The 13,823-nt window shown below is 62.8% G+C and carries 15 protein-coding genes and 1 riboswitch; of the genes, 7 read left to right on the top strand and 8 right to left on the bottom strand.

Translation table 11 applies throughout. The annotated features are described in order from the left end of the window. Nucleotides 1-9 precede the first annotated feature (9 nt). From LB558_RS15010 to LB558_RS14995, 4 genes are all read left to right on the top strand, one after another. Nucleotides 10-729, top strand: a complete 720-nt coding sequence (locus tag LB558_RS15010) for an MBL fold metallo-hydrolase (RefSeq protein WP_224698386.1) — start codon at nucleotides 10-12, stop codon at nucleotides 727-729. A 247-nt stretch (nucleotides 730-976) separates the two neighbouring features. After that, nucleotides 977-2,497 carry a DegQ family serine endoprotease gene (locus tag LB558_RS15005; protein WP_224698252.1) on the top strand — a complete coding sequence of 507 codons (1,521 nt, stop codon included), beginning with the start codon at nucleotides 977-979 and terminating at the stop codon, nucleotides 2,495-2,497. Nucleotides 2,498-2,648: 151 nt separating this feature from the next. Then, complete coding sequence (locus LB558_RS15000) at nucleotides 2,649-3,260, top strand: sulfite oxidase-like oxidoreductase (RefSeq protein ID WP_224698251.1); 612 nt, start codon at nucleotides 2,649-2,651, stop codon at nucleotides 3,258-3,260. After that, nucleotides 3,257-4,003 (top strand): FAD-binding oxidoreductase, encoded by a 747-nt coding sequence (locus tag LB558_RS14995; RefSeq protein WP_224698250.1) that lies wholly within the window; start codon nucleotides 3,257-3,259, stop codon nucleotides 4,001-4,003. The genes LB558_RS15000 and LB558_RS14995 overlap by 4 nt, the downstream gene beginning before the upstream one ends. 40 nt (nucleotides 4,004-4,043) lie before the next feature. On the opposite strand, the gene LB558_RS14990 is transcribed toward LB558_RS14995, so the two are convergent. From LB558_RS14990 to LB558_RS14960, 7 genes are all read right to left on the bottom strand, one after another. After that, entirely contained in the window at nucleotides 4,044-5,519 is a 1,476-nt protein-coding gene (locus tag LB558_RS14990; RefSeq protein ID WP_224698249.1) for a nucleotidyltransferase family protein, read from the bottom strand. Next, complete coding sequence (locus tag LB558_RS14985; RefSeq protein WP_224698248.1) at nucleotides 5,516-6,208, bottom strand: glycosyltransferase family 2 protein; 693 nt, start codon at nucleotides 6,206-6,208, stop codon at nucleotides 5,516-5,518. Before LB558_RS14985 ends, LB558_RS14990 begins: the two co-directional genes overlap by 4 nt. Continuing rightward, entirely contained in the window at nucleotides 6,193-6,945 is a 753-nt protein-coding gene (locus LB558_RS14980; RefSeq protein ID WP_224698247.1) for a glycosyltransferase family 2 protein, read from the bottom strand. Before LB558_RS14980 ends, LB558_RS14985 begins: the two co-directional genes overlap by 16 nt. After that, on the bottom strand, nucleotides 6,942-7,988 hold the full coding sequence (locus LB558_RS14975) for a serine kinase (RefSeq protein ID WP_224698246.1): 1,047 nt from the start codon (nucleotides 7,986-7,988) through the stop codon (nucleotides 6,942-6,944). Before LB558_RS14975 ends, LB558_RS14980 begins: the two co-directional genes overlap by 4 nt. 49 nt (nucleotides 7,989-8,037) lie before the next feature. Next, complete coding sequence (locus tag LB558_RS14970) at nucleotides 8,038-8,469, bottom strand: PqqD family protein (protein ID WP_224698245.1); 432 nt, start codon at nucleotides 8,467-8,469, stop codon at nucleotides 8,038-8,040. A 169-nt stretch (nucleotides 8,470-8,638) separates the two neighbouring features. Beyond that, on the bottom strand, nucleotides 8,639-9,739 hold the full coding sequence (locus LB558_RS14965; protein ID WP_224698243.1) for a hybrid-cluster NAD(P)-dependent oxidoreductase: 1,101 nt from the start codon (nucleotides 9,737-9,739) through the stop codon (nucleotides 8,639-8,641). A gap of 24 nt (nucleotides 9,740-9,763) precedes the next feature. Further along, complete coding sequence (locus LB558_RS14960; RefSeq protein ID WP_224698242.1) at nucleotides 9,764-11,011, bottom strand: aromatic ring-hydroxylating oxygenase subunit alpha; 1,248 nt, start codon at nucleotides 11,009-11,011, stop codon at nucleotides 9,764-9,766. 113 nt (nucleotides 11,012-11,124) lie between these two features. Further along, nucleotides 11,125-11,327, bottom strand: a riboswitch (cobalamin riboswitch). 509 nt (nucleotides 11,328-11,836) lie between these two features. On the opposite strand from LB558_RS14960, the gene LB558_RS14955 reads away from it, so the two are divergent. The 3 genes from LB558_RS14955 to LB558_RS14945 all read left to right on the top strand — a co-directional run bounded on the left by LB558_RS14955 (nucleotide 11,837) and on the right by LB558_RS14945 (nucleotide 12,618). After that, nucleotides 11,837-12,034, top strand: a complete 198-nt coding sequence (locus tag LB558_RS14955; RefSeq protein ID WP_224698241.1) for a DUF680 domain-containing protein — start codon at nucleotides 11,837-11,839, stop codon at nucleotides 12,032-12,034. Between the two features lie 71 nt (nucleotides 12,035-12,105). Continuing rightward, a complete protein-coding gene (locus LB558_RS14950; RefSeq protein ID WP_224698240.1) occupies nucleotides 12,106-12,306 on the top strand; it encodes a DUF680 domain-containing protein in 201 nt (66 codons plus the stop codon). Between the two features lie 69 nt (nucleotides 12,307-12,375). Then, the gene (locus LB558_RS14945; RefSeq protein WP_224698239.1) at nucleotides 12,376-12,618 is read left to right on the top strand and encodes a DUF680 domain-containing protein; all 243 of its coding nucleotides are present in this window, start codon (nucleotides 12,376-12,378) and stop codon (nucleotides 12,616-12,618) included. Nucleotides 12,619-12,694: 76 nt separating this feature from the next. Here the strand turns inward: LB558_RS14945 and LB558_RS14940 are convergent, their stop codons facing one another. Beyond that, on the bottom strand, nucleotides 12,695-13,807 hold the full coding sequence (locus tag LB558_RS14940; RefSeq protein ID WP_224698238.1) for an ABC transporter ATP-binding protein: 1,113 nt from the start codon (nucleotides 13,805-13,807) through the stop codon (nucleotides 12,695-12,697). Nucleotides 13,808-13,823 lie beyond the last annotated feature (16 nt).

Genomic DNA, 13,823 nt, shown 5'->3' with positions numbered 1-13,823 from the left:
TCACAGGTGATGCCCGGCTGGTTCAGCAGGAGCGTTGTCGACGACAAGACGACGATGCTGACCGAGCCCTTCGTGCATGCCTATGTGCGGGCCAATATCTGGCATCTGCGCGGTCGCGATGCCGACCTGCTCGTCGACACTGGTATGGGCATCTGTCCGCTGGCGCCGCAGATCGAGACGACGGAGGGCAAGCCGCTGCTGGTGGTTGCCACCCACATCCATCTCGACCATGTCGGCTCGCTGCATGAATTCCCGTTGCGCGCAGGACCAAGGATGAGCGCGGCGCAGTTCGAGAGCATGGATGAGGCCGCGACCTACGCCTACATGTTTCATGACCTCGAGGGTGCCGTCTCGAAACTGCCGGCGCTCGGATGGAAGTCGGCCGACTACAGGATCCCGCCCGCGCCGTTGACGCGAACCTTGGACGAAGGCGATATCGTCGACCTTGGCGACCGGCAGTTCCGGGTGCTGCATCTGCCGGGCCATTCACCGGATTCGATCGCGCTGTTCGACGAGGCCGACGGACTGTTCTTCAGCGGCGATGCCATCTACGACGCCATGCTGATCGACGACCTGCCGGATTCCGACCGAACCGCCTATATCAGCACGATGCGGCGTCTGCTCGACCTGCCGATCCGCATCGGTCATGGTGGACACGGACCGAGCTTCGACGGCAAGCGCATGCGCGAGATTGCCACGGCCTATCTCGGACGAACCGCCGGTGGATGAGGCTCCAGCGAGGCAGCAAAGCGCGGCCCGACGACTTTGTGACCCTGCCGCCGTGCGGATATTAAATCTTCGTAAGGTCGCCCGAAAACCCTAAATCGGGCCAATCCGCGCCCTAGATGCAAGGCCGTCGATCCGGTTGGCTGCCATGTAGGCGAGACGGGCAATTGCAACCTCGACACGCCGATGACCGATTTCCCGCACGGGAGAGGCCACGGCGCTGGATCAACTCTCGCCCGGACAAACGACCATGTCAGATATCCTTCGTAGGCATCGCGTCGCGGCCTTGCTGGGCGCTGCGCTGATCATATCCCCCTTCGTCATGTCTTTCGCCCAAGGCGAGGGCAACACCATTCCGACGACCCAGACCCCTGTCGCCGGCATCACCGCGCCCAATGGCTCGTTCGCACCCATCGTTGCCGCCGACAAGCCGGCTGTGGTGACGGTCACCACCGTCATGAAGGCACAGCCTGAAACGATGAGCGATGCCTCTCCTTTCGACGGCGGCTCGCCTTTCGATGACTATTTCCGCCAGTTCTTCGGTGACCAGGGCATGCCGGCGCCCAAGACGCCGCCACAACAGCAACCGCAGCGCGCCGAGGCGCTGGGTTCCGGCTTCATCGTCGGCGCGGATGGCACCGTGGTCACCAACAATCACGTCATCGATGGGGCCTCTTCGATCAAGGTGACGCTCGACGACGGCACCGAACTTCCGGCCAAGCTCGTCGGCCGCGATGCCAAGAACGATCTCGCCGTACTCAAGATCAAATCGGACAAACCCCTGCCGACCGTCAAATGGGGTGATTCCGACAAGCTCATGCCAGGCGACCAGGTACTGGCCTTCGGCAACCCGTTCGGCATCGGCACCACCGTCACGGCAGGTATCGTCTCGGCGCGCGGCCGTGACCTGCATAGTGGCCCGTTCGACGATTTCATCCAGATCGACGCGCCGATCAACCACGGCAATTCCGGCGGCCCGCTGGTGGATGTCGCCGGCAATGTCGTCGGCATCAACACGGCGATCTATTCACCCAATGGCGGCAGCGTCGGCGTCGGCTTTGCCATTCCGTCGGATCAGGCCCAGAAGGTGGTCGCCAAGCTGATGAAGGGCGGCTCCATCCAGTACGGCTATCTCGGCGTTCAGATCCAGGAGGTGACACCGGATGTCGCGAGCGCCATTGGGCTCGACCATTCCGGCGGTGCGCTGGTTTCAGAGGTCAACGACGGTTCGCCGGCGGCCAAGGCCGGCATCGAGACGGGTGACGTCATCACCAGCTTTGCCGGGCAGGACGTGAAGGACCCCAAGGACCTGTCGCGGGCGGTCGCCGATGTCGCGCCGGGCGCCCGGGAAACGGTCGATGTCTGGCGCAAGGGCAAGCCGATGCGGATTTCCGTCGATGTCGGCCACAACAGCGAGGATATGAAGACCGCGTCGCTGGACGGCGGCACCGACGCGCCCAGCGCCGGGCGGGCTCCGGCGATAGGGCTCGGCTTGATGGACATAACGCCCGACATTCGCCAGCAGATGAACCTTGCCGACAAGCAGCACGGCGCGGTGGTTGCCAGCGTCAATCCCGACAAAGCTGCCGCCGCTTCCGGAATACAGGCCGGCGACATCATCGTTGCCGTCAATCAGGTGCCGGTGAAGAACGCCAGGCAGGTAACCCAGGCGATCGCCGTAGCGGGCAAGTCCGGCAGGAAATCGGTGCTGTTGCTGGTCGAGCGTGGCGACGCTCAAATCTATATCGCGGTGCCTTTTGCCAATGGCTGAGAAAATGGGCGTTGACGTGAACGTGGACCGGCAGGTCCATCGGTGACGATCCCGCCGGTCCCCGCCCGTCAAGATTTCGGTTGCCCGTCACGACATCTTCGAGAACATTGCGTCAGGCCGATAGTGGCCTGATTGCATGGGGATTGCCGCTATGGTCACCCGAGGTTTCTCTTCAGGACGGCGCCCGCCAACCGATGGCGATGCCCGCATCCCGCCGGGCCAATATCTGGAACAGGGTTTTCCGGTGCTGTCGGCCGGTCCGACGCCGCGCGTGCGTACCGAGGATTGGTCTTTCACGCTGAAACACGGGCCACGCCCGATCAAGAAATGGAACTGGGCCGAGTTCAACGCGCTGCCGTTGACCAAGATGACGCGCGATATCCATTGCGTGACAGCATGGACCAAGTTCGACACGCCGTGGCAGGGCGTGCTGGTCGACGATATCCTTGCCGATGCGGGTGTGGAGCCACCGACCGGTTTCACACTGGCGCACGCGTTCGACGGTTACACCACCAACGTACCGGTCACGGATCTCACCGCCGGCAAGGCCATGGTGGCGCTGCTCTACGAAGGTAAGCCGATCACACCGGACCATGGCGGCCCGGCAAGGCTGCTGGTGCCGCATCTTTATTTCTGGAAGTCGGCCAAATGGTTGAACGGCCTGCAATTCACCACGCGCGACGAGCCCGGTTTCTGGGAATTGCGCGGCTACCACATCTATGGCGACCCATGGCGCGAGCAGCGCTACACGGACGATCCATGAGCGATGCGGCGTCAGTGCAGTCGCCCTGGCAAACAGCCAGCATCGTCCGCATCGAAAAGCGCACGCCGCGTGTCACCAGCTTCTTTTTGCAGCCGTCTCGGCCCTTCGCCTATCGCGCCGGGCAGCATGTCGATGTCAGGCTGACGGCGCCGGACGGCTATCAGGCGCGCCGCTCCTATTCCATCGCCTCGGCGCCGGAAACGAGCCGCGTAATCGAACTGGCGATCGAAAAACTCGACGATGGCGAGGTCTCGCCCTTCTTCCACGAGGTCGCGGCAGTGGGCGATGAAATCGAACTGCGCGGGCCGCTTGGCGGGCATTTCATCTGGCCTGAGGATGTGAGTGGGCCGCTTGTTCTGGTCGGCGGCGGTTCGGGCGTCGTGCCCTTGATGTCGATGCTCCGCCATCGCGCCGCACGTAATTCAGCGGTGCCCGTCGTCCTGGTCTTTTCGGTCCGGGTCTGGGACGAAGTGATCTTTCGTGACGAGCTGATCGTTCTCGATGAGCGCCAGGACGGCTTCGACCTGGTGCTGACACTGACCCGCGAAGCTGCACGCCGTCCAGCCGACTATGCGCGGCGGGTGGACGTCGCGATGATGGTTCAAGCCATGACGCGGCTGCCGGAGCCGCCTGGCATCGCCTTCGTCTGCGGCTCCAACGCCTTCGTTTCCGCGGCCGCCCAGGCGCTGATCGATGCCGGCGTTGCAGCCGGAATCATTCGCACCGAACGCTACGGAGTTTGAACCGACGCCGCCTCTCGAGAAAGGTTCGTCGGATTCGCCTTCAGCCGACCGGTGAGAAATCCGCCGACAGCAACTGGAAAGGCAAGGCGCCATAGGCTGCCACCGTGGCCGCGTCGTTCCACTCGCGAAACTGTCGCGATGGTCGCGCCTCGAGCGTCAAGGCAACTCGCGCGCCGTCGAGCGTCACCTTGCCGCGAAAATGCAGCACGCGTTCCCTGCCGGATCGGCTGATGGCGATGGCGCGCAGGCGAGCAATATGCTCGCCACCGTCATTGATCTCCATTTCGATGCGGCGCCGTACCGGCGGAACCCCGATCCTGACGGTGATATCGAGCATCATGTCGCCGGTCGTTTGCGGACAGGCGATGGCCTGCGAAAACACCAGAGGCGCCGATGCGGCTTGCGGCTTGCGCGCGGCCGGTCTGCCGCGCCAAGGTCTGGCGGGCGGCTCCTGCAGCAACCGGCCCTTCTTCCGCTTCAGGCGCAACTGCTTGGCAAGCCCGCGCGACAGCCAGACCAGGCCGCCAAAATCCGTGCGCGGCTTGGCTTGCAGAACCGACGACCAACGCGACAGGCCAGCCCGGTCGGCCATCTCGAAGATTCTGGCCATTGTCGGTTCCGGCACCGGAATGCCGATCTCGAACGCCAGATAGGATAACGCCACCGCCGCTGGAACGGCCAGGCCGCGTCTGTCGACGATGTCCAGGAACACATGCCAGTCGACGTCTCCGCCATGGATGGCGATCGCGCAATCGACAAGCCAGTCGCTATGGGTGTGGGCGTCGAGGCCGCCATGGGCGATGGCCAGGGCCATGCGATCGGCCGGCGACGGCACGAAGACCGCGACGCCGCTGAATTCGGCCGGGATTGCCCGTTGCCAGATCGCCAGATCGTCTTCCGCGCTCGTCTGCGACCCGTCATAGCCGAGCTGGTGCAGGTCGATGTCACCGAAACGGCCTTTGAAGAAGTTCATCGACCGCAGCGACGCCAACCGGGTTCGCAGATATTGCGCGCTGACGCCCGAGGCGATCTGCCAGTCGCGATCACGCAAGATGTCGAAGACGGCAGCCATGTCACGCGGGCGCACCAGTATGTCGATATCATGCGCCACCCGGCCACGCTGCGCCGACGCGTTCAAGGCAATGCGGCTGGCGCCCTTGATCAGCATGATGTCGGCGCCGCCGTCGGCCATTGCCTTCAGCGCCGGCTCGGCCTCGCGCATCGCCATGCGCGACTTCGTCCACAGCATCTTCTGCAGGCCGACGAGGCGCGGGTGCGCGGTATGCCCGGCCAGCTTCCTGCCGAACCGGTCGGAGATGGCGGCGAGCAGGCGATGTTCTCGAAACGAGACGAGATCGATGTCGTTCTCGTCCAGCCAGCGCGCGGCGCAGGCAGCGGCTGCGTCCTCGTCGGAGAGCAGCGCCGCCTTTAGCAACAGGTCCAGCTGGCCGGTGGGCCACGACCAGCCATAGTCCGGGAAGCGGCGGCCGATGCGGCGAACGGGCCTGGCGTTCAACTGGAGCCCGCCTTGTTCTGTGCTCGCCGCTGCATGGCGAGCCTTGCGACCTGGAGATAGCCCCTGTCGCGTGCCGGATCGCGGCCGTAGGAAAGGCTGCCTGGGTGGATGCGGCGCAACGCAAGCACGTCATCGAGCATGGCAAGGGCAAGGCCTGCCTCACGAACCCGGGCGATCCAGTCGATCATCTCGCCGCGACCGCCTGGTGGGTCGATGATGGGACCGATGCTCGGCACCACGTGCTGGCGGATCATCATCGTCGTGCGCGACCAGCCCGCTCCACTGGTCGCTTCGGGCAAATCGGGCCTGTCGCCGCGAAACGTCCGCCAGTGCGTAAAGACGCCCGCTGTCCCAGGATGACGGCCGAGATAGGCCAGCTGCTGTTCGATCTTGTCCGGCAGCCACAAATCGTCGGCATCAAGCGTCGCGATGAGCGGCGTCGAGAGTGCCGCAATGCCCCGGGTCGTTGCGCTGCCAGGTCCGGCATTATCCTGTCGCAGCACCGTCACCGGCAGGTCCATCGCATCGATCACCGCAGCCGTATCGTCGGTGGAACCGTCATCGATCACGATGATGGCCTCCGCCTTTGCCGTCTGGGCCAGAACGGAGTTCAGGGCGGCCCCGATGGTGTCGGCTGCGTTGAAAGCCGGAATGACGACGCCGTAGCCTGCCATTACAGGAATCGCCACTGCGCGAGATCCTTGAAGTCGAAGATCCCCTCCACCCGGCGCAAGCTGGGGTCGGCCTTGCGACGCTTCATCGATTTGTGAATGGCGCGGATGAACTCGCGAAAGGGCACATCGGCTTCCTTGGTCATGTTGCCGGGATGACGCCTGTAGTAGAGAGCCACCGTATCGGGCATAACGTATTTTGCCTGGCTCTCAAAGATACGCAGCAGATAGTCGGTGTCCTCGGCCTGTTTGAAATCCTCGTCGAAGCCGCCGGTGCGCTCGATGAGGTCTCGCGCAAAGATCCCGGCGGACAGGTGGATCCCTCGCACGGTGATGGAGTGGCTGTCGGCGGCCGGTTCCAACGTCTCGCCATCTATCTTGTCCACGAGGGTCATGAGCGAATAGGTCAGGTCGAGGCCCGGATCCTCTTCGAAGCAGGCGAGATCCGCCTTGAAGCGCCCTGTCGGGGAGATGTCATCCGAATCGAGAAATGACACCAGCCGAGTCTGCGGCAGCAACTGTTTCAGCCCGGCATTGCGTGCTCTGGTGACCCCGCCATTGGTCTGCTGGAAAAGACGAATGCACGGAGCCTCGTCGATCAACGACCGCACGACCGCCGCCGAGCCATCGGTCGACCCATCGTCGATGACGATGATGTCGAGGTCGACGTTTTCGCGTTGCCTGAGCAGCGAGCGCAGCGCGAGGCCAACGAGTTGTTCGCGATTGTAAACCGGCATGATCACGCTCAGTTTCACGAAGCGCCCCCCGCGAGAAAGTCCGCAATCGTGCCGGCGATCTCCTGTGGCTGCGTCCCCAGCGACAGACGATAGCACGGCAGCAGGCGGGTCAGGTCGCTGAAAAAGCGAAAGCCGCTTTCCCGCTCGCCCGGCATCTGCGCTATACCGGACGGCGCCAAGGCGATCATGGCATTCCTGCGCGACACCGGCACGATCGAACTTGTCCCACCACCGCCGATATGTGGCACCACCAGCGCAACGATGTCCAGAGTTTCAGGCACCGGCCGAGGCGCAATGTCATCAATGTGAAACGTATGCTTGCCTTGCCAGTTGAGCGGACTATGGGCCGGCAGGCGGCGCTCCAGCCCAAGCCGCGCGAACCCTTGGGGATCCTGCTTGAGTGTTGAAAACAACGGGCGGGCAGTCACGCCGCTGGAGAGGTCGACCAGCACATAGTCGTCGCCGACGCTGTCCAGCCCGTGGAGGAGGCCTGCGGCGACGGTCCCGGATTTCCCCGCGCCGCCCGCGCCGGCCAGCAGCACGCCCTTGCCATTGGCGCCGAGCGTGCCGGCATGGGCAAGGCGCATGCCGCGCGCCGCATATTCCCAATGCAGGAAAGCCCGCAGCGGCGCTCCCGGCTCCCACGGTGGAAAGGCGTCGGACGAGGCCATCAATTGCACGCCAACGCGACGTTGCGGATCGTAGAACTGCCAGAAGTCGAGATCGTGAAAATAGTTGCCGCGCAATCCGGCTTCCGCCAGGCTGGCGAAGGCATGCTGCGTGAAGGGTCCCTGACCCCAACTGGCCGGGGCCGCGATGCCGTCAATGCCGGGATGCGCGACGAAGATGCGGCAGATGTCGGCAGGCGTTCGGTTGCCCGGAGCAGTGACAAAGCCATGAGCGACGGCATCCGCCAACGCGCCGGCGCTCACATGTGCGATCAGCCCCAGATGCGGCAAGCCCACCTTGCGGGTCAGTGGATAATGCGCGGCGCTGCTCTCTGCTTGCGCCAGGACATGACGGGCGTAGTCAGTCAGGTTTTCGAGAGTGACGTTCGGCATGGGTCTGCCTGTTCCGGAGCTGTCCGGCAACGAGAACCTGATGGGCGCCTCAGTTGGCTTGCTTCACCGCGGGCCAGCCGAGGGGCTCCTCGACCTCGTGAATGGGATCGACGACGATGAGATCGGCGAGATCGTCATGGATATCGACCTTGAGGGGCTCTCTTGTAGCGGCGAGTTGAGCCAGAAATTCGCTGGAAACCGGTCTTGCCACGCCATCGGTTACGGCCGCCAGCAAGCCGAATTCGACCAATTGTGAAACAAAGCCGTCAATCGCGGCGGCATCGAGGGCGCCAGTTCCGGTCGCGGCGCCGACCAGTTCGGAGGCAGGCACGCCGGACGACAGTGCATCCCAAAGTCTGCTGCCTGAATCAGAGAAGCCGAAATATTTACCGGTGGTCAGGTCAAGAACGACGGCTTCGCCATCGAAGGATTCAAAGACGATATCCTTGCTGGCAATGGCATAGATGCCGGATTGTCGCATGTTTGCTCCCCGCCGAAGCAGGCCGCGGAGATGATCTTCGGGCCTTACGGTCAACCCCACCGTTGCAGGCGTCTAACCATTTGCAGGGTTCTTGGCAAGATGGCGCAGGCCCAGGCGAGCGCAGCTGCAGGCTGCGCGGGCATGGACAGTCCCTGACCGTGCCTGGAGGTCAGGCCTCGATTTCAAGCGCCGAAAGCGGCTTCGAGCAACAGGCGAGGATAAAACCGTCCTCGATTTCATGATCGAGGATACCGCCATTGTGGCTCATCTCGACATCGCCCGCGACCTTCCTCACCTTGCAGGTGCCGCACAGGCCGAACTCGCAGGCGGCGGGAATCCGCACCCCCGAGGCGCGTGCCGTCTGCAGCACGGTCTGGCCGGCCACGCATTCGGCATCGACATCGGAAAGCGAGAACCGGATCGGTGTCACGGCCTCGACGGCAGCAGCGGCGCCGTCTTCCGCCGGCGGCGAGAACGGCGCCGGGATCTCCTCCACGGCAGGCGCAGCAAAGCTTTCCTGATGGTATTTCGCCATGTCGAAGCCGGCGGCGTCCAGCATGCCGCGCACGGCGCGCATGAAGGGATCGGGGCCGCAGCAGAAGATCTCGCGCTCGCGGAAATCGGGCGCCAGCAATGGCAGCCGGATCGCGTCGATGCGGCCCATATGGCCGAACCAGCCCTCGCGGCTCGACCGCTCCTCGATCATGAAGCCGAGCGACAGGCCAGGCATGCGGCTGCCGAGCAGCTCGAGCTCCTTGCGGAAAATGATCTCTTCCGGGCGGCGCGCGCAGTTGACGAAGCCGACATCGGTCCATGGCGCGCAGTCGTTCAGCCAGCGCAGCATCGACATCATCGGAGTCACGCCGGATCCTGCCGAAATGAACAGATACTTGGCCGCCGGGTGGCTGTGCAGCGAAAAATCGCCGGTCGGCCCGTAGGCCTTGAGGTGCGAACCGGGTGTCAGATGATCGAACATCCAGCGCGTACCGGTGCTGCCCGCCTGCGCCTTCACCGTCACCGCGATCGAGAACGGCCGCGATGGCGAGGACGACAGCGTGTAGGTGCGCATCAGCGGCCCGTCCGATGTCGGCAGTTCCAGCGTCACGAACTGGCCCGGTTTGTAGCGGAACCAGGTCTGGTTGTCGGAGCGGAAGGTGAAGGTCTTCACGTCAGGCGCTTCGTCGCTGACGCCGATCACTTCCAGCACCTGCAGCCTGTCGTTCCAGGGCGTCATCTGGTCCAGATGGCGATAGAGGCCAAGGTCCGTCATCGCATTCATCCTCTTGTCCCTGGGCTAGGCGACGCTGCGCAAGGCCGGCCGGCCACCTTCGACAAGGCGCGGCCCGATGAACGACGCGTACCACTCGACGAACTGGATCACGCCGCCCTCATGCAGCTCCGAATAGGGGCCTGGTTCATAGGCCGGCGACAGGATGCCGAAGGCGTTTTCCTCGACGATGCGGCGGTCCTGGTCGTTGGTCTCGGTCCATACATGGGTGAGCTCAGCGAGGTCGTAGTCGACGCCTTCGACCGCATCCTTGTGGACGAGCCATTTCGTCGTCACCGCGGTTTCCGTGGCACTGATCGGCAGCACGCGGAAGGTGACGGCGTGGTCGCCGAGGATATGGTTCCAGGTCGTCGGATAGTGATAGAGCAGCAAGGAACCGATGCGGTCGGTTGAAACGCTGTCGGACAGGTTCTTCTGGACCGCCCGTTTTCCCGTCATGGTGTAGCTGACGGCATCGCGCAGCAGCGGCGCGCGGGTGGCGCGGTACTGCCCTGCCGGATCTATGCGGAATTTGCTCGGCAAGCCTGATGCCTCGCATTTGGCCCAGTGCGCGACCATTTCAGGGTCGCTGTCGGCGCCATGGACGCCGGTCACGGTCGGAGCCTCGGGGAAAGTCTTGCACAGCTCGGGGTGATTGGCGGCGCAGTGATAGCACTCGCGGTTGTTTTCCCAGACCAGCTTCCAGTTGCCCTTCTCGACGATCGTGCTCTCGAAGGCGATCTTTGCTTCACGCAACCGGTGTGGCAAAAGATAGGGTTCGATCATCGCCCGCATTGGCGCGAAATCCGCCGGTTCCTTGGCCAGGCAGATGAAGATGTAGCCGCCGGCGCTCTCGCAGGCGACCGGCTTCAGGCCGAAATCACTCTTGTCGAAACCGTCGGCCATCTGGCGGGCAAACAGCAGGCGGCCGTCCAGCTCATAGGTCCACTGGTGATACGGGCAGACGAGCTTTGCCGCTGTGCCCTTCTCCGTGTTGCACACGCGGCTGCCGCGATGGCGGCAGGAATTGTGGAAGGCGTTGATCTTGCCGTGCTGGTCGCGGACAAGGACGACCGGATAGTCGCCGATCTGCACGGTGATGTAGCTGCCTGGCTTCGGCAGTTCGCAATCATGGCCGATGAACAGCCAGTCGCGATACCAGATCAGCTCCATGTCGAGCTTGAAGTAGTCTGGATCGGTGTAGAAGGGCTGCTCCAGCGAAAAGCCTTGCCGGCGCCCCTTCAGGAGCCTCAGCATGTCGTTGCGGATATCCATGTCCTGTCCTCGTTTCTAAGGACTGAACTGGTGGTGATGGAGGAAGGATTGAAGCGCAGGCCGGCTGTGTGCAGGACATGCGTTATCCACCTCTTGACCGCCCACCGCGATCAGTCGAGTCTAAAATCTCGGGCTGGTTTCCGGGCTCTGGAGTTGTCCTTGCGGACCATCGCGACACCTTCCCAGGCAATTGCCCAGTGGTCTCCCGTTGCGACTTGAACTCCACCACCGTTGCGGGGGCAGCGCCGGATTCTGACCGGCTTCCCAATTCTCCGCCTCGTCGTCACGAAGCGGCACCTGAGATGATATGATCTAACCACGATCGCAGGCGCGCCGTCGGCATGAAAACGACATCGTATCCATGCGGCGCGACACGGCATGCGAAACGTTACCGCAGATCGTCGCGGACCAGCAAGCCCGCCTCCGGGCGGCCCATTGCCGGCTGCGATCTTCCCGAATCCGACCCTTGGCAGAGGTCAAATAAGGCTAACGGTTTCGAAAAGTGACTATTAGCTTGTCCTAAAATCGAACCGAACGGTTCGTTTCTGTTGACGGTGCGTGCAGGACGGTGTGAACGGTGGGCCTTTGAAACAGTCAGTGATCCATCGGGTGGTTAAACCTAACACGCTGATATAAAGAAGAAAAATCTATCCCTAGATCCCTTGGCACAATTTCAAGGTGTGGATTCATGGTCCACACGGAACAACTTCGTGATTGGAAAAGACGGGGCTGGCCTCCCACATCGGGGCTGTCCGAACGACGCGATTTCATTTCCAAGACACGCCGCTAGACGGACGGAAAAAAGACGATACTGGAGTACCAAAAATGAAAAAGATCATTCTCACTGCCGCAGCCCTTCTGGCCATTTCCGGCAGCGCCTTCGCTGGTAGCGACCACTACGGTTCGGACGCCGCGGCAGCCACTGCTGTCGACAGCTCGTACACCGCTTCGACCAAGAAGTCGGAACCGGCTGCTCAGGCGCCTGCCCAGGGTGCTGACCACAACCTCTTCGGCAACAACTAACAGCCGATTCCCAGTCGACGGCGGGCTCACCCGCCGCCCTGGCGAAATTCAGACATTCAGGAGTACTTAAGATGAACAAGATCCTCATTGCTGCCGCCGCCGTTCTGGCCATCACCGGCAGCGCTTTCGCGGGCAGCGACAACTACGGTTCGAACGGCTCCAATCAGCCTGCCGCCGCTGTGGACCAGTCGTACACGGCTTCCACCAGGACCTCGGAACCGGCTGCCCAGACGCCCACTCAGGGCAGCGACCGTAACCTCTTCGGTCGCTAATAACCAATTTCGCAACCGACGGCAGCTGTGTCTGCCGTCCTGGCGAAATCCAGAATTCAGGAGACTAAAATGAACAAGATCCTTATTGCTGCCGCCGCCGTTCTGGCCATCACCGGCAGTGCCTTCGCCGGCAGCGACAACTTTGGCTCCAACGGCGCCAATCAGCCTGCGGTTACTTCGATTGACAGCGCGCATACGAGCTCGGTCCGCAACAGCGGTGGCCTCGTCGAGAAGCTGCTGAACTCGTCGGGTGACACCACCCAGAAGTCTGCTCCGCAAGGTGCCGACCGCAACCTCTTCGGCAACAACTAACAACCGAAGTCGATCTCCAAGTCAAAGAGCGGCGGGCCTGGCCCGCCCCTCTTCTTGTGCCTGACGGTAGTTGCGGTTAAGCCGCCTTTGCTTCCACTTCATGCAACGCGAAAGAACGTCCATCCGCGTCGAAGATATGCAGGTCCTCGCCATTGGCGCTCAGCCGCAATGTCGAGCCGCGCTTGACCTCGACATTGCCGGGCAGCTTGGTCACCAGCGGCAGGTCGGCGCGGCCGATGTCGACATAGACAAGCTGCACCTCGCCGAGTTGCTCGACATAGTCGACCGTCCCCTCGAACAGATAGTCAGCGCCGCTGGAGATGATCAGGTCTTCCGGCCGCACGCCGAAACTCACCGCGGTACCCTTCGCCGAAGCCGGCGTCGTGATCGGCACGGTTGCCTTGCGCCCGCCGACATGGCTGACGACGGTCGGATTTCCGGTCTTGTCGATGGTCGCCGGCAGGATGTTCATGGCCGGCGAGCCGATGAACTGGGCAACGAACAGATTGCCGGGTTTTTTGTAGAGATCCATCGGCGTGCCGACCTGTTCGATATGGCCGTCCTTGAGCACCACGATGCGGTCGGCCAGCGTCATCGCCTCGACCTGATCGTGGGTGACGTAGATCATGGTTGTGTTGGGCATCGATTCCTTGAGCTTGGCGATCTCTATGCGGGTCGCGACGCGCAGCGCCGCATCAAGGTTCGAAAGCGGCTCGTCGAACAGGAACACCTTCGGATTGCGCACGATGGCGCGGCCGATGGCGACGCGTTGGCGCTGGCCGCCCGACATCGCCTTGGGCAGGCGGTCGAGATATTTGGTCAGCTGCAGGATCTCGGCGGCCTGACGCACGCGGCGGTCGATCTCGGCCTTGTTCTCTTTGCCGATCTTCATCGAGAACGCCATATTGTCGTAGACGGTCATGTGCGGGTAGAGCGCGTAGGACTGGAACACCATGGCGATGCCCCGCTTTGACGGCGGCACGTCGTTCACCACCTCGCCGGCTATTCTGAGTTCGCCGGAGGTGATTTCCTCGAGCCCGGCGATCGACCTCAGCAATGTCGACTTGCCGCAGCCCGACGGGCCGACGAAGACGATGAACTCGCCCGACTTGATATCGAGATCGATGCCGTGGAGAATGTTCAGATTGCCGTAGGACTTCTTCACTTGTCTTAGCGTGACATCGGCCATTGGTTTCCTCCAGTGA

Origin of the sequence: Mesorhizobium sp. CO1-1-8 (assembly GCF_020164875.1) — a bacterium.
Taxonomy (GTDB): Bacteria; Pseudomonadota; Alphaproteobacteria; order Rhizobiales; family Rhizobiaceae; genus Mesorhizobium.
This window is presented reverse-complemented; position numbering and strand designations above follow the sequence as displayed.

Bases quoted from the DNA above. Each gene is read 5' to 3' on its own strand.
- LB558_RS15010 (WP_224698386.1), top strand. From the start codon at position 10: ATGCCCGGCTGGTTCAGCAGGAGCGTTGTCGACGACAAGACGACGATG.
- LB558_RS15005 (WP_224698252.1), top strand. From the start codon at position 977: ATGTCAGATATCCTTCGTAGGCATCGCGTCGCGGCCTTGCTGGGCGCT.
- LB558_RS15000 (WP_224698251.1), top strand. From the start codon at position 2,649: ATGGTCACCCGAGGTTTCTCTTCAGGACGGCGCCCGCCAACCGATGGC.
- LB558_RS14995 (WP_224698250.1), top strand. From the start codon at position 3,257: ATGAGCGATGCGGCGTCAGTGCAGTCGCCCTGGCAAACAGCCAGCATC.
- LB558_RS14975 (WP_224698246.1), bottom strand. From the start codon at position 7,988: ATGCCGAACGTCACTCTCGAAAACCTGACTGACTACGCCCGTCATGTC.
- LB558_RS14970 (WP_224698245.1), bottom strand. From the start codon at position 8,469: ATGCGACAATCCGGCATCTATGCCATTGCCAGCAAGGATATCGTCTTT.
- LB558_RS14965 (WP_224698243.1), bottom strand. From the start codon at position 9,739: ATGACGGACCTTGGCCTCTATCGCCATCTGGACCAGATGACGCCCTGG.
- LB558_RS14960 (WP_224698242.1), bottom strand. From the start codon at position 11,011: ATGGATATCCGCAACGACATGCTGAGGCTCCTGAAGGGGCGCCGGCAA.
- LB558_RS14955 (WP_224698241.1), top strand. From the start codon at position 11,837: ATGAAAAAGATCATTCTCACTGCCGCAGCCCTTCTGGCCATTTCCGGC.
- LB558_RS14950 (WP_224698240.1), top strand. From the start codon at position 12,106: ATGAACAAGATCCTCATTGCTGCCGCCGCCGTTCTGGCCATCACCGGC.
- LB558_RS14945 (WP_224698239.1), top strand. From the start codon at position 12,376: ATGAACAAGATCCTTATTGCTGCCGCCGCCGTTCTGGCCATCACCGGC.
- LB558_RS14940 (WP_224698238.1), bottom strand. From the start codon at position 13,807: ATGGCCGATGTCACGCTAAGACAAGTGAAGAAGTCCTACGGCAATCTG.